Annotated in this window: 19 protein-coding genes, 2 tRNA genes and 1 pseudogene; 17 read left to right on the forward strand and 5 right to left on the reverse strand. The window is 46.1% G+C overall.

The genetic code is table 11. From position 1 onward, the window contains the following. The first annotated feature begins 155 nt into the window (after positions 1-155). The 6 genes from DXA36_RS29530 (at position 156) to DXA36_RS29555 (ending at position 4,873) form a co-directional block, all read left to right on the forward strand. Positions 156-836 carry a hypothetical protein gene (locus DXA36_RS29530; protein WP_118682849.1) on the forward strand — a complete coding sequence of 227 codons (681 nt, stop codon included), beginning with the start codon at positions 156-158 and terminating at the stop codon, positions 834-836. A 2-nt stretch (positions 837-838) separates the two neighbouring features. Continuing rightward, complete coding sequence (locus DXA36_RS29535) at positions 839-1,990, forward strand: zinc ribbon domain-containing protein (RefSeq protein WP_118682850.1); 1,152 nt, start codon at positions 839-841, stop codon at positions 1,988-1,990. A 70-nt stretch (positions 1,991-2,060) separates the two neighbouring features. After that, positions 2,061-2,600 carry a zinc-ribbon domain-containing protein gene (locus DXA36_RS29540; protein WP_118682851.1) on the forward strand — a complete coding sequence of 180 codons (540 nt, stop codon included), beginning with the start codon at positions 2,061-2,063 and terminating at the stop codon, positions 2,598-2,600. Between the two features lie 206 nt (positions 2,601-2,806). Then, positions 2,807-3,964: a zinc ribbon domain-containing protein gene (locus DXA36_RS33750; RefSeq protein WP_243114776.1), complete on the forward strand. Its 1,158-nt coding sequence runs from the start codon at positions 2,807-2,809 to the stop codon at positions 3,962-3,964. Positions 3,965-4,632: 668 nt separating this feature from the next. Beyond that, positions 4,633-4,703: transfer RNA gene (locus DXA36_RS29550), tRNA-Gly, on the forward strand. A 97-nt stretch (positions 4,704-4,800) separates the two neighbouring features. Continuing rightward, positions 4,801-4,873: transfer RNA gene (locus tag DXA36_RS29555), tRNA-Gly, on the forward strand. A gap of 117 nt (positions 4,874-4,990) precedes the next feature. On the opposite strand, the gene DXA36_RS29560 is transcribed toward DXA36_RS29555, so the two are convergent. The 3 genes from DXA36_RS29560 to DXA36_RS29570 form a co-directional block, all read right to left on the reverse strand. Continuing rightward, positions 4,991-5,581: a hypothetical protein gene (locus DXA36_RS29560; protein WP_118682852.1), complete on the reverse strand. Its 591-nt coding sequence runs from the start codon at positions 5,579-5,581 to the stop codon at positions 4,991-4,993. A 120-nt stretch (positions 5,582-5,701) separates the two neighbouring features. Then, positions 5,702-6,769: a GNAT family N-acetyltransferase gene (locus DXA36_RS29565; protein ID WP_182479316.1), complete on the reverse strand. Its 1,068-nt coding sequence runs from the start codon at positions 6,767-6,769 to the stop codon at positions 5,702-5,704. A 183-nt stretch (positions 6,770-6,952) separates the two neighbouring features. Continuing rightward, entirely contained in the window at positions 6,953-7,594 is a 642-nt protein-coding gene (locus DXA36_RS29570) for a trimeric intracellular cation channel family protein (protein ID WP_118682854.1), read from the reverse strand. Between the two features lie 212 nt (positions 7,595-7,806). On the opposite strand from DXA36_RS29570, the pseudogene DXA36_RS34470 reads away from it, so the two are divergent. The 7 genes and pseudogenes from DXA36_RS34470 to DXA36_RS29605 all read left to right on the forward strand — a co-directional run. After that, positions 7,807-7,992 (forward strand): annotated as a pseudogene (locus DXA36_RS34470) (DUF7916 family protein); the annotation flags it as partial. Positions 7,993-8,063: 71 nt separating this feature from the next. Next, on the forward strand, positions 8,064-8,135 hold the full coding sequence (locus DXA36_RS34475; protein WP_442876279.1) for a DUF7916 family protein: 72 nt from the start codon (positions 8,064-8,066) through the stop codon (positions 8,133-8,135). Positions 8,136-8,193: 58 nt separating this feature from the next. Continuing rightward, positions 8,194-9,327, forward strand: a complete 1,134-nt coding sequence (locus DXA36_RS29585; protein WP_118682856.1) for an aldo/keto reductase — start codon at positions 8,194-8,196, stop codon at positions 9,325-9,327. 65 nt (positions 9,328-9,392) lie between these two features. Next, the gene (locus DXA36_RS29590; protein ID WP_118682857.1) at positions 9,393-10,289 is read left to right on the forward strand and encodes an AraC family transcriptional regulator; all 897 of its coding nucleotides are present in this window, start codon (positions 9,393-9,395) and stop codon (positions 10,287-10,289) included. A gap of 166 nt (positions 10,290-10,455) precedes the next feature. After that, on the forward strand, positions 10,456-11,619 hold the full coding sequence (locus tag DXA36_RS29595; RefSeq protein WP_118682858.1) for a galactokinase: 1,164 nt from the start codon (positions 10,456-10,458) through the stop codon (positions 11,617-11,619). Positions 11,620-11,773: 154 nt separating this feature from the next. Beyond that, the gene (gene galT, locus DXA36_RS29600) at positions 11,774-13,300 is read left to right on the forward strand and encodes a UDP-glucose--hexose-1-phosphate uridylyltransferase (RefSeq protein WP_118682886.1); all 1,527 of its coding nucleotides are present in this window, start codon (positions 11,774-11,776) and stop codon (positions 13,298-13,300) included. 197 nt (positions 13,301-13,497) lie between these two features. Next, the gene (locus DXA36_RS29605) at positions 13,498-14,820 is read left to right on the forward strand and encodes an ATP-binding protein (RefSeq protein ID WP_118682859.1); all 1,323 of its coding nucleotides are present in this window, start codon (positions 13,498-13,500) and stop codon (positions 14,818-14,820) included. Positions 14,821-14,830: 10 nt separating this feature from the next. On the opposite strand, the gene DXA36_RS29610 is transcribed toward DXA36_RS29605, so the two are convergent. Both DXA36_RS29610 and DXA36_RS29615 read right to left on the reverse strand, forming a co-directional pair. Next, positions 14,831-15,544, reverse strand: a complete 714-nt coding sequence (locus DXA36_RS29610; RefSeq protein WP_118682860.1) for an MBL fold metallo-hydrolase — start codon at positions 15,542-15,544, stop codon at positions 14,831-14,833. Positions 15,545-15,588: 44 nt separating this feature from the next. Continuing rightward, positions 15,589-16,149 carry a carbohydrate ABC transporter permease gene (locus DXA36_RS29615; protein ID WP_118682861.1) on the reverse strand — a complete coding sequence of 187 codons (561 nt, stop codon included), beginning with the start codon at positions 16,147-16,149 and terminating at the stop codon, positions 15,589-15,591. A 216-nt stretch (positions 16,150-16,365) separates the two neighbouring features. Here DXA36_RS29615 and DXA36_RS29620 point away from each other — a divergent pair, with 216 nt between their 5' ends. From DXA36_RS29620 to DXA36_RS29635, 4 genes are all read left to right on the forward strand, one after another. Then, the gene (locus DXA36_RS29620; protein ID WP_118682862.1) at positions 16,366-16,953 is read left to right on the forward strand and encodes a GNAT family N-acetyltransferase; all 588 of its coding nucleotides are present in this window, start codon (positions 16,366-16,368) and stop codon (positions 16,951-16,953) included. A gap of 86 nt (positions 16,954-17,039) precedes the next feature. Next, the gene (locus DXA36_RS29625) at positions 17,040-18,833 is read left to right on the forward strand and encodes a B12-binding domain-containing radical SAM protein (RefSeq protein ID WP_118682863.1); all 1,794 of its coding nucleotides are present in this window, start codon (positions 17,040-17,042) and stop codon (positions 18,831-18,833) included. An 11-nt stretch (positions 18,834-18,844) separates the two neighbouring features. Then, positions 18,845-19,525, forward strand: coding sequence for an endonuclease III (gene nth / locus DXA36_RS29630; protein ID WP_182479318.1), 681 nt, complete (start codon positions 18,845-18,847; stop codon positions 19,523-19,525). Continuing rightward, positions 19,522-20,277, forward strand: a complete 756-nt coding sequence (locus DXA36_RS29635; protein WP_118682865.1) for a 3'-5' exonuclease — start codon at positions 19,522-19,524, stop codon at positions 20,275-20,277. The genes nth and DXA36_RS29635 overlap by 4 nt, the downstream gene beginning before the upstream one ends. Positions 20,278-20,355 lie beyond the last annotated feature (78 nt).

A 20,355-nucleotide genomic window follows, 5' to 3' on the forward strand; every position in this document is an offset into this window, starting at 1 on the left:
ATTTCCAGTTTCGCTGATTAACTTCCATGTCGGGGTGGAACTTAATTTGAAAATTAAACGTGGGAAATAAAGGTAATATCATATAAAACAAATATGTAGATTTAAGTAATTTTCAGAGGTATAATGTAAGTAACTTATGAGGGGAGGAACAAAAGATGGCTCTGGTAAAATGTCCCGGATGCGGGCGGGAAATATCGGATAAGGCAAAAGAATGCCCGGGCTGCCAATATAAGCTGAAGAATAAGAAAAAGAAATATATTGCAGCGGCGGCAGCAGTTGCGGTGTTGGTTCTTATCATCACAGGCACGTTGTTTGGTGTCAAAAAAGTCCAACAGATAAGGGAAAACGAAAGACAGGAACAAATACAAAGGATACTGGCTGAATCGGAGGAGTATTATACGATCCCGGATTTTGAAAATGTTCTGAAATGCTACGGGCAATTGGAGGAATTAGGTTACGACACGGCGGGCCTGAAAGAACTTGCGGAATATGATCAGAAGGTCTATGGGGATGCAAGAACCTTTTATGAAACGCTGAAGGAAGTGGACGATAAATTACATAGCAGTGATTACACTTCCCTGCGCAAATTAGTGGACACCTTAATCGAACCAATGAAAAAATTCGACGCGCTGGAAATAAACACCGATTCGCAGCTGGGCCAGTATATCAATACGATGCGTTCCCATATTATGTATTCTTCTCTGCAGTCCGAATATGTGAACAGCACCAATTATGATTTGGACTATGGCCTGACGTCATGGGGGTTCGCATTTTGTATTGAGACATATACGGAACAACTGGTAAAAGAAAATTTTCCATATAATACGGAGGGATAAAAATGGCACTTATGCAATGCCCGGAATGCGGCAAAGAAATATCAGATCAGGTACCTGCATGCCCACACTGCGGCTTTCCCGTACAAAAACAAACAGGTGGGGATGGAAAAGATAAAAAGAAAAAATTCATACTGCTTATAATCATCGGCAGTATTTTTATTCTTGCGGCAGCTCTGTTTATCTGCTATAAATTCGTATACCAAGGGTCCTTTGAAATAACCCTGTCCAAAGATACCGTGGAACTGGGGACAGATGTGGACCTGCTCACCTATCTGGAATATGATCCGGAGAATATCATTGAAGTTACGGTAACAGATGATGGTAATTTTGATGCCGGGACAGCCGGTGATTACCAGGTTATGTTCCGTATCAAAAATAAGAGGGGAAATATAAAAGAAGTCCCTTTTGCATTCCATGTGACAGATACGGTTGCGCCACAGCTGTCTGTTCTTAAGGATACTGTTTATGTTGCCAAAGGCAGTGAGTACGACCCTCAAACCAATGCGGAGGCATCTGATGCAGATACCTGTACCATAGAAATCGGCGGAGAGTATGATCTCCACCAGGAGGGTACCTATGAAATTTCCTTTTCCGCAAAGGATGGCAGCGGAAATACCTCAGAAACGAAAAGTATGAAATTAATTGTGGAAAACAGGGACGACTGCGTTTTCCGCAATGTGAAATTCGGCGACAGCGCGGAAGTAGTAAAACGCTATGAAACGTCGGATTTGTTGGAGGAAAATGATGATAAAGGCAGCCAAACTCTAATTTACGAGGGGAGTGTAGAAAATGAAGATGCTTATATTTATTATGATATGAATCAAAAGGACCAGCTATATGCCATAACGATAATTTTTAATGAAACACATACAGACAATGATATGTACCTTAGTTTATTTGATAGAATTACTGAAAAGCTGACGGCGCTTTATGGCGAAGCTAAGACTGAAAAGGTGAAAGGGAGCTTATATAATTATTGCAGTACGGAAGGAGAGGCATTAAATCTCGGGCAGGTAAAATATAGAAATACCTGGGATTCGGATGAGTTGTCCGTTTACTTGTATTTGGGCAAGGATAATTATGAAGTAAGCTTTGGACTGCTTTATGAGTCAAAGAATTTTGAACAGCCGGAGGAGGATAGCTCAATAAAGTAATCGTGCTTGCCAAATATATGAAATACATAGAGTGAACCAATAATATAATATATGGAGGGATTGGGGTATTATGGAAAACACAACAGAAAGAGTATGTCCTGCTTGCGGTGAGAAATTACCTGATGATTCCTTGTTTTGCGCTAAATGCGGGACAAGGGTTGATGGAGAGGCGCAGAATGCAGGGCAGATAACAAAACCCGCGCATTTCTTTTCCAAAAATAAAAAGATAGTGGGAGTCGGTGCAGCTGCGGTTATTGTGGTACTGCTTGTTATATTTGGGATTAACGCGGTGCAGGCATCGAAACTTAAGAAAGAACTGGAACGCGATTGGTGTAAGGTGGAGGGGGAGGAAGATTCCTATATTCTCTGTGTGCTGGATTTTTCTGATAAGGATGTGGAATACCGGCTGGAAACGGGATATGCGTGGCTGGATACTACTGTGGCTACTTATGATTATAAGGTTATAAGCGGTAACAAAATGAAGGTATTACGCTATGGGGATGATTGGGAAACAATTACCGTAGAATTTAACGATGAAAAAACAGTAATGATAACCTCTCCTGCCCTTACAAGCACGGATGCAAGAGAAATATGGGTTCGTTTAGATTAGAGAGAGTTTGGAAATTCATTTCCGCAGTCTGCACTACCCGTTAAGATAATGATAACTATGAAATGGATTTTTATTACAGTATGAATCTGCGGTTTTTCCGGCCACGTATTTGTTGTACCCTGTCGGAAAACTTATAAAATTTATAATAACACATATACGGAACAACTGGTAAAAGAAAATTTTCCATATAATGCGGAGGGATAAAAATGGCACTTATGCAATGCCCGGAATGCGGCAAGGAAATATCAGATCAGATACCTGCATGTCCGCACTGCGGCTTCCCCGTACAAAAACAAACAGATGGAACCGGTGGGAAAAATAAAAAGAAACTAATACTTCCGCTCATTATTATCGGAAGCATCCTTGCTATTGGTGCGGTTATAGTTATCTGCTACAAATTCGTATACAAAGGTTCCTTTATGATATCCCAGGCCAAAGATACATTTGAATTGGGATCAGATGTGAATTTGGTTACCTATCTGGAATATGACCCTGAGAATATTATCGAAGTTACAGTAGCGGATGATGGTAATTTTAATGCAGGCAAAACGGGAGATTATCAAGTTCTGTTCCGTATCAAAAATAAGAGAGGGAATATAAAAGAAGTACCTTTCGAATTTCATGTGACAGATACGGTTGCGCCGGAATTGTCCCTTTTAAATGATACCGTATATATAGCCAGGGGAAGCAAGTACAACCCGCAGGATAACACGGAGGTCAATGACGCAGATGTCTGTATAATTGAAACCGGCGGAGATTATGATCTGAACCAGGAAGGGACTTATCAGATTTCCTTGTCGGCGAAAGACGGCAGCGGGAATATCTCTGAAACGAAAACCATGAATTTGATTGTGGAAAACAGGGATGATTGTTTATTCAGAAAGGTCAGGATGGGAGACAGCGCTGAGGTGGTGCAGCGCTACGAAACGGCGGAACTGATTACAAAACAGGATGAGGATAACGGTGAAAGTCTGATAGTCTATGAAGATGCCGTAGAAGGGGAGGATGCCTATATCTACTATCAGTTGAATGATAAAGATCAATTATGCTGCATAGTAGTCAGCTTTATTCAGCCTCATACGGATTATAGTCTGTACATCAGCAAGTTCGGTTCTATTACGGAAAATCTGAATCTTAAATACGGAGAGGCAAAGACGGAAAAGGTCAAGGGAAGACTGTACGGTTACTGTTCCTCAGAGGGAGAAGCGTTAAGTATCGGTGAGGTAAAGTACAGAAATTCCTGGGATACCGAGGATTTATCGATTGTCCTATATTTGGGTAGTGACAATTATGAAATAACTTTTTCAATAATATATGATTCGAAAACACTTGATCATCCGGATGGGGTCGGATTAAATCAATAATAGGGAGTGTTTATCTGATGATAGACATGTTAAAAGAATGAGATTTGCAGTAAATGGAAGAATTATAGCAGAAGCACCTATAGGTTCAGTGGCTTCATATACTCTGAATAGTCCTCCAGGACTTGCGTTTTGGGAAACACAGGTAAGAGAAGTTTCAATTGTATAATCAATAGTACTACGAAAAAATGTACTAAGAACTTAAGGTGCTGTCGGTTAATACCGATTTTTAAGCCTCTTTCTAAAGAAAAAGAATAAGAAGATCCTATGAAATTCTGTGGTTTTTAGCACTTGATCTTCATAGGATCTTCTTACTTTCTCTAATTCTGCAAATGTTAGGCGGTAAAAATACCCTAGTCCCTATTTTCCGATATGCTCCTCCTTGTTCTAATATGCTTCCTGGTCGCTTTTCCTTTAAATTTCCGAATCGCATCATGAGAAAACAGCGGTGATTATTCACTTAAAACGTATTGCACTTTATGTAAAGGTTTAACATTCCAGACAAAGGTTTGATAAAAATCAAAAAAATCAAGTTATGGGTTGACAAGTGAAAATCCACATGCTAATATATAACTCGTTCGTGATGCATAACTGTTCCCATTTCAGTTCTGGCATCTCGCGGGAAGCGCTGCAGGTGATAAACACCGAAGCGTGGAACGCTTTATATATATGCGGGTGTAGTTCAATGGTAGAACACCAGCCTTCCAAGCTGGATACGTGGGTTCGATTCCCATCACCCGCTTGCAGATAATGAACGGTTTACGGGTGATTGCCTGTTTCCGGAAAAGGTTCCGTTTTATGATAGTTATCTGCTGCATAAAGCTTTTTGTTTCAACAATGCGATAGTGGCGTAGTTGGTAACGCGCGACCTTGCCAAGGTCGAGACCGCGGGTTCGAGCCCCGTCTATCGCTCTCCTAAAGACCAGATAAAACAGCGGTTTCCGTAATACGGAGAGCCGCTGTTTTCGTTGCCTCTGAAATTCCCTGATATCATATGGAAAATGCAGCCGGGTTCCCCCTTTTTGGCTGTTACACTACCTGTACGGCAAAAGCCGTAGTCTGGGGAGGAATGCTTGCTGTCATAAAATCGGCATGCCTTATCCTGACAAGCTGGCCGGGGCGGAGCGCGCCGAGCCTGATGGGATTCCCGAAACGGTTCGTAATCGTGGTGGTATTGGTTATTACGAATCGGGTCTGGCTGTTGATGTTATTGGGGTTGCCTGTATATAGAAAATTATTGGCAGGATCCACATATGCCACAGGCGCTGTGGTAACAGCAGAAGAGGATTGGGATCTTCTTTGTACAACGATCATCAGCGCGTTTGACTGAGGGGGAATACTCCTGGTCATGCGCGGAGAGAAGGTGACATTCACCCACATTCCCTTCTGAAGGCAGCAGGGACACACATTCTGCCCGAAGGAATTGATTATAACGGTATTTCTGTTATAATTAAGCCTTATTGTTTCTATAAAAGTAGTATTATTCTCTCCCGGTACGGCGTAAGAGACTATAATATATCCGTTAGAATCACTAAAACAAAAGGTTTCCTCCACTAAAGCATTGTCTATACGCATGATATTCCCCTGCTGTACCATGGTGCCGCGAGGGTCATTACTCATTTTAAACCACCTGAAGTATGTTTTGTTATGATATTATATGCTTATAAAATAAAATCGTGCAGTCTCCCCGTAACCGTCCGTATCTGTCTGAACGGTTACGTTTTTCCCTTTCTTCCCGTCTCAGGATGCAAAAGAATAGAGCCACATCAGCTCCAGCATTGTAATGATAGCCGTAAACAGCCATATTACTTTGGAAAAGCGGTAAATCCGCCCCGCTCCCAGCGATTCAAAAGGATACAGGGGAATTATAAGAAAGACAAGGTAATAGCAGGCAATCTGTGAAATGCTTCTGAAAAAAGGGACATTGGTTAAACCAGACAAGGCCGCCAGGCTGAAAGCGGCCCATTTGAATAACTCCGGAACAGCCATATCCCTGCGGAAGGCAGGTGTGTTTTCATAGGTATCCGGATACCAGTTTCCGTTCATGGGGAAGGGATTCCCCCAGATACTCAACAGGATGGTGAGAAAGCTCCCGCCGTTATTCAGGCGGAATTCCCATGGATGTCTGCTGAACCGGGTCCCAGCATACCGGGTCAGGATAAACAGGGCCAGTACAGCAAAATAAGCGCCTGCAGAACAGGGGATGCTGCCAGGGTCTTTGCGGATAAGCCCTGCCCACATCGGCAGGATCAGGAGATTATTAGCAAGAAAAAAATAAAACAGCTGGAGCAGACCGGTTTTTTTCCTTCTAATGGGTTCGTCCTTCATCACCATATAAAAATCCATTCCGATAGCAAACGGTACTGGAGTCCTCAGATACTGCAGAAGCATTCCGGACAGACCGGTCTGCCGGATTACTTCAATGAAACCCGTCCTTTGGAACCCATTTTCCATAAAGAGTTTCCAGGAGGCCACATTGTCATCTTTTACAAGGGCCGTCATGCCGTCACAGCCCTGGGCCCATATATGCCGGAAGGTTTCCGCATATAATTTTGACCCCACACCACAGCCGTGGCAGGCAGGATCTACAAAAGCTTCCGCTATATATGCCATTTTTTTCTTCCCGCAAGGAATGATTTTATAGATAATCCCTCCTACAATTTTTTCCTCATATACAGCGGCCATTGCATGGCGGGGGAATTCTACAAAAAGTGCTTCAAAAGCCGTAAAAGCCTGTCTGCCCACCCTCATAATTTCCTTTTGTTCCCCGTCCTTCATTTCACGTATTACCAACTGATCTTGCTTCATCCGGGCACGTCTCCTTTTCATGTCTCTTTTTATTCCCGCTGGCTTTCGTTTGCCGTGAGGTATCTGGCTGTATAAATCATAACAGGTTTCTTCTTTTGCAGCAACGAAAGAGGCGTAAGATACCTTTACGGGATGGTGAACTGCACCAGGGAGAGCAGCGTTTATTTCCGCAGGGTATTTGACTTATACCGTTGGCAGATCCCAGCGGAAGTGGCTGGCAAGAATCCGTATGGCAACCACAAGAAGCGCGCTGACAATCATGGCGGAGTCGGAACGGGTTACCTCCAGAAGCCCTGCATACAGGCAGCCTCCGGCGATGGAGGCACAGGCATAGATATGCTTTTTCAGGACGTAAGGGGTTTCACCGGCCATGATATCCCGTAGGATACCTCCGCCGATGCCCGTGATCACACCAAGGAAAATGATCAGAAAATGATAACTGCCGTAACCGGCTTCCACGCCGGTATCGATACCGATAACCGTAAAGGCACCCAGGCCAATGGCATCCAGGATATTCATTATTTTCTCATAGCCTTCCATATACCGGCTCCCCAAAAGAGAAGGCCAGAGCCGGAAAAGCAGGAACAGGATCAGGACGGTGAGGAAAGCCGCCAGGACATAGACGGGATTACGAAATATGTTGGGCGGGATATTGCCTATCAGGATATCCCGGAGCATCCCGCCGCCGACAGCGGTGATGACACCCAGAACAATAATCCCGAACAGATCCAGCTTTTTACGGACGGCAACCATAGCTCCCGAGGAAGCAAACGCAATGGTCCCGATAATTTCAATGCCAAAGATAACGGAAGGCTGTAATTCCATGGTTTTTATACCTTTCTCTTCTGAATTCAAACGCTTTAATAATACCATGAAAAAGAACGGCACTCAATGATAATCTGCGGAATTCCGTGAAAATTACAAAATGCGGATCCCGCTTGTTTTTTTGCGAAAGGGGATAGTAAATCCGAATGCGATGCTTTATAATAAAAATTATCAGGTAAAAACCGGAACATAGGTTTGGGGGGAGGGATGGAATGACAAAAAGAATACTTGATTGCAGCACATCGGATTTGGCTGCATTTACCAGGCAGGAGCTGCTTTCTTCCATCGCAGGGAGCGAAGGAAGGGTGCTGGCCGGAGAGGGTATCGGAATTACCCAGCCGGTTCTGGGCGATGTGACAAATGCGGAGGCAGCCTGTGAGATGGGCGTACAGATGCTCGTGTTGACCGGGAACCCCGGAAATCCATCATGTCGGCCGGCTATCCGGGGATGGCTGTCCCGGAAAATAGCATGGCGTACTCCATCGCTATCCGTGGTGTGCGGCATACCTATCACAGAATGGCACTGTCGGTGAACCGCTGACATTTCTGCGGCGGATAACCGGAAATAACAAGCTTACATCGAAAAAGGAGAGGACACAATGGAAAAGAGAAAACTGGAAAAACTGGGAATCGAAACATCACTGCTGGGCTTCGGGTGCATGCGCTTTCCCACCATGCCGGACGGCAAAATTGACGAGGCGGAGGCGGAAAAAATGCTGGATAAGGCCATTGCTTCCGGCGTAAATTATATTGACACCGCCTACCCCTACCACAACGGGGAAAGCGAACCGCTGGTAGGAAGGGTGCTTAAAAAATATGACAGAAGTTCCTTCTATCTGGCAACCAAGCTCCCGTTATGGGCGGTAAAAAGCGTGGATGATGCCAAACGTATTTTTGAAGAGCAGCTTCAGAGACTGCAGACCGATTACATTGATTTCTATCTTCTCCATGCGGTAAATAAAGAAAAATGGGAAGACATGAAGGCTTTGGGCGTGGTGGATTACTGTGCCAGGCTGAAGGAAGAAGGAAAGATCCGTTACTATGGCTTTTCCTTCCATGATGATTATGAAGTATTTGACGAGATCATTCATTACCGTGACTGGGATTTCTGCCAGATCCAGTACAATTATATGGACACCCAGGAACAGGCCGGAGATAAGGGCTACGCCCTGGCGGAAAGTCTGGGAATCCCCCTTGTTATTATGGAGCCAATTAAAGGGGGAAGCCTGGCTAATTTCTCAGATGATATCAATGCGAAATTCCGGGAAATGGATCCGGACAAAAGCATCGCATCCTATGCCCTGCGCTGGGTGGGCAGCCATCCCAATGTAAAAGTGATTTTAAGCGGTATGTCCACCATGAAGCAGGTGGAGGATAACCTGAAAACCTTTAATGAATTCACAGTGCTGAGCGAAGAAGAGCAGAAAAAGATGGAAGGCATTGTGGAAGAGATGCGTTCCCGCGTGCAGAACGGATGTACCGGCTGCCGCTACTGCATGCCCTGCCCTGCGGGGGTCAATATCCCCGGCAACTTCAAGGTATGGAATAACTACCATATGTACCGTACATACGGCCATGTGAAAGGGGCATGGGAGAACGAGCTGAAGGAAGAAGAGAAAGCAAAGAACTGTATCAAATGCGGAAAGTGCGAAGCTTTATGTCCCCAGAAGCTTTCCATCAGGGATAATCTGGTACAGGTACAGAAAGATTTGGACGGAAGAATTTTCGCATAAACAGCATGATAATGAAAGAGTAACCGTTCAGACTTGTCTGAACGGTTACATGAAATAAGAGAATTATGGAAAAAGCATACAAGCTGGAATTTAAAAATGAACAGACAGGATCCCTCGCGGTAAACTGCTGCGGCTGCTCCAAAACGGAGCCGCTGCACAGCTTCGGGCCGGCCCTTAAGCCTCATTATATGATTCATTATGTGCTCAGCGGAAAAGGGATTTTCCGGACCGGAGGCAGGGAATACCCTCTGGAGGCGGGCAGCGGCTTTCTCATAACCCCGGGGGAGCTATCTTTTTACCAGGCGGATGATAAAGAGCCCTGGACCTATGTATGGGTAGGTTTTTCGGGAAGCGGTGCGGAAAGCTTTGTTTCTTACATGGGACTGTCCGTGCGTCATCCCGTATTCCATTCCGGGCGATCCGATGAGCTGTACCGCAGTGTGCGGGATATGATGGAACATAATACCTTCGGCCTGACCAATGAACTTCGCAGAAACGGACAGCTGCATCTGTTTTTATCTCTCATAGCGGAGAATGCACGTCCATCGGAAAAAGCGGATGAGGATAAGGCAAACCAGTATGTGAAGAGGGCGGTGGAATTCATCCAGCGTAATTACTGCAACCCGGTGAAAGTGACGGATGTGGCGGAATATGTATGCATTAACCGGAGCTACCTGTATACGCTTTTTGAAAATTCCATGGGAATGTCTCCCCAGCAGTTCCTTACCACTTACCGGATTACCAAGGCAGCGGAGCTGCTGGCGGTGACCGATCTGCCGGTGGAAAGCATCGCCCTGTCCTGCGGCTATAACGATCCTCTTGTCTTTACGAAAGCATTTAAACAGATGAAGGGAATGTCCCCGTCCGGATACCGGAAAGAGATGCAAAAAGGGGAAAACCGCAGAAATAAAGAATATCTGAAGCAGGTAGAGGACTTTATCAGCCAGATTAATGAATTGTAGCGGTCCGGACTTATCTGGACTGTGTAAGTTAACATTTTGACAGGTACCTGCAACAAATGTCCCTTTGCCGGTACCTGTTTTTATTATATGATAAAATTAACTGGAAAGCGGCTAAAGCCGCAGATATCGGGACACAAAAAGGGATGAACAGAAAAGGAGAAAGGGCATGAAAGAAAAAATATTGCATAAATTCGGGGAAGTATTTGGGGATACCACAGGAGTTAAGACCTATTTTGCCCCCGGCCGTGTGAACCTGATCGGAGAGCATACCGACTATAACGGGGGACATGTATTCCCCTGCGCACTGACCATAGGAACTTACGGTGCGGCGAGGCAGCGTGCTGACAGAAAGCTGCGTTTTTATTCTATGAACTTTGAACATCTGGGAGTCCTGGAAAGCAGTCTCGACGGCCTCAAGCCGGAAAAAGAGGCGGACTGGACCAATTATCCCAAGGGAGTAATGTGGGCTTTTGAAAAAAGGGGATTTGAGATTCCCTACGGCATGGATCTGCTTCTGTTCGGGAATATTCCCAACGGTTCCGGCCTTTCCTCCTCTGCGTCCGTGGAGGTGCTCACCGGTTTTGTCCTCCGGGATATGTTCGGCTTTGATGTAACCAATCAGGATCTGGCCCTTATCGGCCAGTATTCCGAAAATAATTTCAACGGTGTCAACTGCGGGAGCATGGATCAGTTTGCGATTGCCATGGGGAAAAAGGATCATGCCATTTTCCTGGATACTGCAGATCTGAGCTTTGAATATGCGCCCATCCAGCTGGAAGGGGCCAAGATTGTTATTGCATGCAGCAATAAGAAGCGGGGCTTAGGTGACTCCAAATACAATGAGAGAAGAAGTGAATGTGAAACAGCTCTGGCAGAACTTCAGGAGGTTGTGGGAATCAAGTCCCTGGGCGACCTGACAGAGGAACAGTTCGAACAGTATCAGACAGTGGTTAAGGATGAGGTACGCAGAAAACGCGCCAGACATGCCGTGTACGAGAACCAGAGGACCATCAAGGCGGTTGCCGCTTTAAAGGCGAATGATATCGAACAGTTCGGACAGCTTATGAACGCATCCCATGTGTCCCTTCGGGATGATTATGAAGTGACCGGGATTGAACTGGATACCCTGGTGGAAGAAGCCTGGAAGATTGACGGCGTCATCGGCTCCCGTATGACAGGGGCGGGCTTCGGCGGATGTACCGTAAGCATTGTGAAAACAGATGCTATCGACAGCTTTATTGAGAAGGTGGGAGCGGAGTATCTGAAAAAAATCGGCTATGCGGCAGATTTCTATGTGGTGGAAATCGGCGACGGACCGAGCGTAATCTGATAGTAATGGGCGGCTGGGTTCCGGCCGTCCTTTCTTCTGGAAAAATAGCCGGGCCGGATACCTAAGCAACGTGTCTGGTACCGGCAGGATTAACACGCGCCGGGCATTCCGGATGCCGCCGGGAAGGAACCGGAGGCGCAGAAATGAGGGAAAAATGATTCAGAACAGCATCAGGGATTTAGTGAGATACGGGCTTGCCACCGGACTTGTGGAGCCGGAGGACACCATCTATACAACAAACCGCCTTTTAGAGCTTTTCGGTCTGGAAGAGCTTGCGGAAGCAGATACCCCGATTACAGCGGATAAAAACGAAGAGACACAGCTGGTGGGAAAGCTGGAGGCCATTTTGAAGGATATGCTGGACTATGCGGCAAAGACCGGCCTTTTGGAAAATAACAGCGTGGTATACCGTGACTTGTTTGATACCAGGATCATGAGTGTGCTTGTAGCCCGTCCCAGCGAAATCATCCGTAAATTCCGGGAATGTTATGCCGACTCCCCGGAAACAGCTACCGAATACTTTTATAAATTCAGCCAGGATACGGACTATATCCGCAGATACCGTGTCTGCAAGGATCAAAAATGGGTTACCTCCACGCCTTACGGCGATCTGGATATCACCATCAACCTGTCCAAACCGGAAAAAGATCCGAAGGCCATTGCGGCGGCAAAAACAGCCAGACAGAGCGGTTACCCCAAATGTCAGCTTTGCATGGAAAATGAAGGCTATGCCGGCCGCGTGAACCATCCGGCCAGGCAGAACCACAGGATCATCCCCATCACCATTAACGGCGGACAGTGGGGCTTCCAGTACTCTCCTTACGTGTATTACAACGAGCATTGTATCGTTTTTAATTCCAAACATATCCCCATGAAAATCGAACACGACACCTTTGTAAAGCTGTTTGATTTCGTAAAGCTGTTCCCCCACTATATGCTGGGATCCAATGCGGATCTTCCTATCGTGGGAGGTTCTATTTTGAGCCATGACCATTTCCAGGGGGGACATTATGAATTCCCTATGGCAAAAGCCGCTGTGGGAACCGAATTCACGGTAAAAGGATTTGAGGATGTGAAGGCAGGTATCGTAAACTGGCCGATGTCGGTAATCCGTCTGTCCGGCCCGGACAGCGACAGACTGATCGCCCTAGCCGATGTGATTCTGGGCAAATGGCGTAAGTTTACCGATGAGGCGGCATTTATTTATGCCGAGACAGACGGGGAGCCTCACAATACCATCACCCCTATTGCCAGAAAACGGGGAGAAAACTATGAGCTGGATCTGGTCCTGCGCAATAACATCACAACGCAGGAGCATCCTCTTGGGGTATACCATCCCCATGCCAAGCTGCACCACATTAAGAAAGAAAATATCGGTCTGATAGAAGTTATGGGCCTTGCCGTCCTTCCCTCCCGCCTGGATGGTGAAATGGCGGATTTGGAAAAAGCCATTCTGGAAGGCGCCGATATCCGCAAGGATGAAGTGCTTGGCAAACACGCAGACTGGGTGGAAGAGTTCCTCCCGAAGTATGAACACATTAATGCCGAAACGATCCATGGAATTATCCGGGAGGAAATCGGGAAAGTATTCATGGAGGTTCTGGAGGATGCCGGAGTCTATAAGCGGACGGAGGAAGGCCGGGAGGCGTTCGGGCGGTTTGTGGCGTATTTGAATCAGTAGGCAAATACATGGTCAGTGATGGAGTAAGTAAAAACAGCTGTACGGAATGAGGCCGTACAGCTGTTTTTTGAATATGCCTTTTTGTTGTAAAATCACATTATCATGTTGACATTTGTAGTAAATACACATTTTTTGGTTTGACTTAATGTAATTCAAGGCATATAATTAATTTATAAATAGAGAATCGGGGTAATTGCATGAATCGTAATGCTATGAAACGGCTTGTTGAATGGAAAAATGATCCTGGCCGAATGCCTCTGATCATAAAAGGGGCACGGCAGGTAGGAAAAACCTGGCTGATGAAAGAATTTGGGAAAAATTATTATGAACAGACAGCATATATTAACTTTGACAGAAACGAACGAATGAAGTCTCTGTTTTCGGGAGATTTTTCTCTTGAACGAATTTTGAAAGGATTATCTATAGAGAGTGAGATAGTAATTGATCCGGATAATACACTTATTATTATGGATGAAATACAGGAAGTCCCGGCGGCTCTTCAGGGTCTTAAATATTTTATGGAAGATGAAAGTCATCAATACCATATAATTGCTGCGGGTTCCCTGCTTGGGCTGGCACTTCATACCGGAACATCCTTTCCTGTTGGGAAAGTGGATACTATGAATCTATATCCTCTTACTTTTACGGAGTTTCTGGATGCCGTGAAGCAGGAAGTGCTGATCCAACTGCTTACCGAAGATGATTTTCCCATGATAACAACATTCAGAGATAAATATATGGATGCATTAAAAACTTATTATTATGTGGGAGGAATGCCTGCGGCAGTAAATACGTATATCTCGACCGGAGATTTTAAACAGGTTCGCCGTGTGCACAAACGGTTGCTGAACGATTATGAACAGGATTTTTCCAAGCATGTACCTCCATTAACCGTCCCACGGGTCAGAATGGTATGGGATGGAATACCATCCCAGCTGGCTAAAGAAAATAAAAAATTTATCTATAGTGTTCTCCGGGAAGGTGCACGTGCGAAGGAATTTGAAACAGCTATACAATGGCTTGTGGACTGTGGCCTGTGTCATAAAGTAAGCAGAGTAAGAAAGGGCGGTTTCCCGCTTAAGGCATATCAGGATCTGCAGGCATTTAAGTTATTTCTGGTGGATGTGGGACTTTTGGCTGCCATGGCAGATATTGATGAGAAAACGCTGCTAATGGGAAATTCTATTTTTACAGAGTTTAAGGGGGCGCTTACTGAGCAGTATGTATGTCAGGAGATGGCCGCGGAATTGGAGGTAATGCCATATTACTGGTCAGCGGAATCTTCATCGGGTGAAATAGACTTTTTAATCCAATTTGCCGGAACTATTATTCCTATAGAGGCAAAGGCAGCTGAGAATTTGAACGCGAAAAGCCTGAAAACCTTTGTGGCGAAAAACAGCCTTCCCTTCGGCATCAGAACATCCATGTCCGATTACCGTGAACAGGATGCTCTGGTAAATGTGCCGCTTTATGCCATATCCAGGCTTTTTTCCGTGGCGGATAAAAAGCTTCTGGAATAATTTGTCCTTGCTAATCTTTATACAAATCCCTGTTTACCAGAATCTCACGGAAGCCGGCCCCCAACAGCCGGCTTCCGTTTTCCATGCAAGGCCGGAAATGTCCGGGCAGAATAATATCGCAGGGAAGCTGCGCCATTTTTTTCAGGGAAAGGCGGTAGTCCTCATAACCGTATCTTTCATCCACCCGGATGCCCAGCACCGGCGTATGGATATCCGCACCTGTCTGCAGAAAATCTCCGGTTACCAGCACTTTTTTCCCCATCCATGTAAAACCGTAAGCCATGCTGCCCGGGGTATGGCCGGGAACTGAATAGCAGCTGATGGAGATGCCGCCTGCTTCCCTCACTTCTCCGTCTGAAAGTCTCTGAATGCCGGGACAGATGGGAAAAGAAACGCCGTAGGAATAGGAGATAGTGCCGGAAGAGCCGTTTTCCACCGCGTCGGCATCCGGTCCCGCCATATAAATCCGGGCTCCCATTTCGGCATAGTACGCCGCATTCCCTGCATGATCAAAATGGGAATGGGTAAGAAAAACATGGCGGATATCATAGGTATCCAGTCCCCACACCGAAAGATTCTTCTCGATAATATTCCGATCCCATTCGTCCAGACCGGTATCAAAGAGGAGGAGTTCCTTCCCGGCAGGAAAAGATAAAGCATAAACGTTCTGGTGGCTCCCATAGCAGGGGCCGCACAGCTGGTATAAATCAGGCAGCAGCATCATATTTTTTTCTCCTTACTGAACCATAGCGCGTGTCCTCTGTTATTTTAGCCCTTAACGGCGCCTGCGGCAAGGCCTTCCGTAATCTGCCGGGAAAAGATGATAAACAGAAGGATGATGGGCAGTATGCCGATAACCACACCCAGCATACGCGCACCGTAATTTGCCACAAACATGTTGCCGATGGAAGCGATCACAAGGGGAACTGTGTACATCTTCGGATTATTTATCATAATCATAGGAAGCAGATAGCTGTTCCAGGACTGCAGGAAGGATATGATGCCCAGCGTGAAAATGGCAGGGCGTATGATAGGCATAACCAGGCGCAGGAATACCCCCATATCATTACAGCCGTCGATCCGTCCGCTTTCCACCAGTTCATAAGGAAAAGCATCCTTCATATACTGGGTCATCCAGAATACCCCGAAGGCGTTGGCGATATTGGGCAGAATAAGGGGGAGAAAGGTTTTGGACAGATGGAGTATCCGCATTTCCCAGGCAAAAGCCACTAATCCCACCTCCATGGGAACCATCATAGTCATAAGCACGATCTGGAACAGAAGCTTTTTATGCCGGAAGCTGTACTTGGCAAAAGCAAAACCGGCCATTGCGCTGAAAACTACACATATGTGGATTACGAACTCAGTATAGCACAAGAAAATAAGAAAATAAAATGGGCATGGCAAAGGGGATATGGTAATATATAGATAATCGGTAACCGTTCAGATGGCCCGTTGTGTCCTGCAGCATAGAAGGGCCGTGAGCCGTAACAATGACAGCAAGCCGGTCATAAGAACCCCGGAACCAGAGAGGATAATACGAATATGGAAAATACACCGGAAATCAGAACCCCGCGCCTTATATTACGCCGTTTTTCACCCGATGACACAGCAGCTTTCTTCCGCATCATGAGCGATGAGGAAGTAAATACCTTCCTTCCCTGGTTTCCCCTGCAATCCATAGAAGCCGCCGGATCCTTTCTGCGGGAACGCTATCTGGACACCTATAAAAAACCGGAAGGATACCGGTATGCGATCTGCCTGAAGGCGGATAACGTCCCTATTGGATATGTGAACGTGGATGACGGGGCAAGCCATGATTTCGGTTATGCTCTGAGAAAGGAGCACTGGCATCAGGGTATGGTATCGGAAGCCTCTGCGGCGGTGGTCAGCCTTCTGAAAAAAACAGGGCTGCCCTTTATTACCGCTACCCATGATGTCAACAACCAAAGAAGCGGCAATGTGATGAAACATATAGGGATGACCTACCGCTATTCCTATGTGGAGCAGTGGCAGCCCAAAGATTTCCCGGTTACCTTCCGCATGTACCAGTTGAATCTGGACGGACAGGAGGAACGGGTATACCGGGAATACTGGGATAAATATCCGGTTCATTTTGTGGAAGAAATATAGGTCCGGGTTTTCCGCATAATCCCGGGACTTCGGTCTTGCCACACGGCGCGTTTCGCTGTATCCTATAAAAACCGGAGGAATACCATATGAAATTTTTATTAGCGGTAGTAAATGCAAAGTATATCCATTCCAATCCTGCCATTTACAGCCTGCGTGCCTATAGTGTTCAGAAGGATTCTGAACTTGAGAAACATATTGAACTTGCGGAATATACCATAAACCAGCCTTTTCAGGATATCCTCGCGGATATATACGCAAGGATGCCGGACTGCGTTGCCTTTTCCTGTTATATATGGAACATAGGAATGGTAAAGGATATCGTCCGGGAATTAGCTAAAATACTGCCGGAAACCCGGATTTGGCTGGGAGGTCCGGAGGTCAGCTATAATGCGGAGGAACTTCTGGAAGAAATGCCCTTTATCACCGGTATCATGGTGGGGGAAGGGGAAGTCACCTTCCATGAACTGCTTATGTTTTACCGGCAGGGCGGCCCGGAGGATATCAGGGGGCTGGAACAGACAGACGGCATCGTTTTTCGGAAACGCGGGCAGGAAGGCATATGCCGCACAAGGGATCGGGCGCTTACCGATATCAGCAGGCTTCCTTTTTTTTATAATGAAGCGGATATCGGCGATTTCCATAACAGGATCCTTTATTATGAATCCAGCCGGGGCTGTCCCTACCGGTGCAGCTACTGCCTTTCTTCCATTGATAAGACAGTCCGTCTGCGCCGTTTGGAACTGGTGGAAAAGGAGCTTCAGTTTTTCCTGGAAAAGAAGGTTCCCCAGGTCAAATTTGTGGATCGTACCTTTAACTGTAATCACAGCCATGCCATGGGAATCTGGCGATTTATCAAGGAACAGGATAACGGGATAACCAATTTTCATTTTGAGATATCGGCGGATATCCTTACGGAAGAAGAAATCACGCTTTTGCAGTCCCTGCGTCCGGGGCTGGTGCAGCTGGAAATCGGCGTACAGTCCACCAATCCCGTAACCATCCGGGAAATCAGGAGACGTATGGACTGGGAACGGCTGCGCCGGATTGTTGCCGCACTGCAGGAAAAGGATAATATCCATCTTCACCTGGATTTGATAGCGGGGCTTCCCTATGAGGATTCGGCTAGCTTCCGCAATTCCTTTAACGAAGTATACGCCTGCAGGCCGGAGCAGCTGCAGCTTGGTTTCCTAAAGGTTCTGAAAGGTTCTTATATGCATGAGAAAGCTTCTGAATATGAGATCCATTATACGGATAAGCCTCCTTATGAAGTCCTTTTTACCAAATGGCTGCCTTATTCCCAGGTCCTGAAGCTCAAAAGGGTGGAGGAAATGGTGGAGTTGTATTATAACAGTTCCCAGTTTGCCCATACGCTTCCGGTTTTGGAGAAAGCGTTTCCGGATCCCTTCCGTCTGTATGAACAGCTGGCGGAATATTATGAGACAAAAGGATATTTCGTGAACAATCCCGCCAGAGCTTACCGCTATCAGGTCCTTCTGGATTTTGCGCTTTCGGCCGATCCGGACAATATGACGCTGTACAGACAGCTTCTCACCCTGGATATGTATCTGCGGGAGAATTTGAAAAGCCGCCCTGCCTTTGCCCTTCCTCTTCGGGAACAGCAGGAAGCGAAAGAAAAAATTAACGGTTTTTACCGCCGGGAGGAATGCAGTCCGTCCTTCCTGAAGGAATATGTGGAGGACGGCTATAACGCAAGGCAGATGGCGCGTATGACCCATATCGAATGCTTTACCCTTCCGGTGTGGGAGAAAGAGAATCCGCAGGGAAACGGCGGCGGGGCCGTATATTACCTGCTGTTTGATTACAGGAAAAGAAATCCTTTAAATCAGGAAGCGTATACGATGCTGCTTCCGTTGGCATAATGGAGAAAAAAATGAAACAAAAAGAACGAATTGAAAACATACTGGGACTTTTGGATCAGCATTACGGTACGGATATTATCTGCTATCTCGATTATGAAAATGCATGGCAGCTGCTCATTGCCACTATTTTAAGCGCACAATGCACGGACGCCAGAGTCAATGTGGTGACGAAGGATCTGTTCCGGAAATATACCAATGTGGAGGCTTTTGCCAATGCGGATTTGAAAGAACTGGAAAAAGATATCCATTCCACCGGCTTTTACCATAACAAGGCAAAAAATATCATTGCATGCTGTCAGGATCTGGTTCATAAATTCGGCGGACAGGTGCCCGAATCCATAGAGGATTTGACATCGCTGGCCGGTGTGGGAAGGAAAACGGCAAATGTAATCCGCGGAAATATATATAACGAACCCAGCATTGTGGTGGATACCCACGTAAAAAGAATCTCTTACCGTCTGGGCCTGACAAAAGAAGAAGATCCGGTAAAGGTGGAATTTGATCTGATGAAGGCGCTGCCCAAGGATCACTGGATCCTTTATAATCTTCAAATCATCGCATTAGGCAGGGAAATCTGCAAAGCGCCTAACGCAAAATGTGAAGCGTGTTTTTTGACCGAATACTGTCCATACTATAAAAAGGAGAACGGGAAAAAAACAGCCTCAAAAAAGAAAACGGGTGCGGGCAAGTGAACGGCCCGGTAAAGGACTATATCTGCCTGGATCTGGAAACTTCCGGCCTTCATCCCAAATATGATAAAATCATTGAAATCGGAGCTGTTAAGGTAAGAGACGGGCACGTGACGGAGCGTTTCGAAATGCTTGTGAATCCGGGCCGTAAGCTGAGCGCGGCCACCACAGATATTACAGGGATACGGGACGGGGATTTGGAAACGGCGGCAGACATTTCCCGGGTATTTCCTGCTTTTCTTACGTTCAGCCAGGAATTGCCGCTTCTAGGGCACAGCATCCTTTTCGACTATTCTTTTCTGAAAAAAGCGGCGGTAAATCTGGGTTTCTCATTTGATAGGAAGGGGATTGATACCCTGAAGCTGGCGAGAAAATTCCTGCCGGAACTGGAAAGCCGGAAACTGGAATTTTTATGTTCGCATTTCCAAATTCCTCATACACCCCACCGGGCGCTGGGGGATGCCGCGGCCACACAACTGCTTTATGAAAAACTGTGCGGCCTGTTCTGGAATGAAAAGGATTTTGAACCCCAGCCTCTCGTTTATAAAGTGAAAAAGGAAGGACCTGCCACCCCGGCGCAAAAGGAAAGGTTATACAGGCTTGTTTCCCTTCATAAACTGGAACTGGATACGGATATAGAGAAAATGACCAAAAATGAAGCCAGCCGGACAATCGACAAAATACTGGGTCAGTATAAGAAATCGGCGGGTAACAGTTCAGACTTGTCTGAACTGTTACATCGGCGGAGTGAATAGTAACAATTTCCGGCTTATCTCTGCTTGCAAAAACAGAGGCATTCATATATAATAAGCATCTGAACAGGTAGGATTGGC

The organism is Eisenbergiella sp. OF01-20, assembly GCF_003478085.1.
Lineage (GTDB): Bacteria > Bacillota > Clostridia > Lachnospirales > Lachnospiraceae > Eisenbergiella.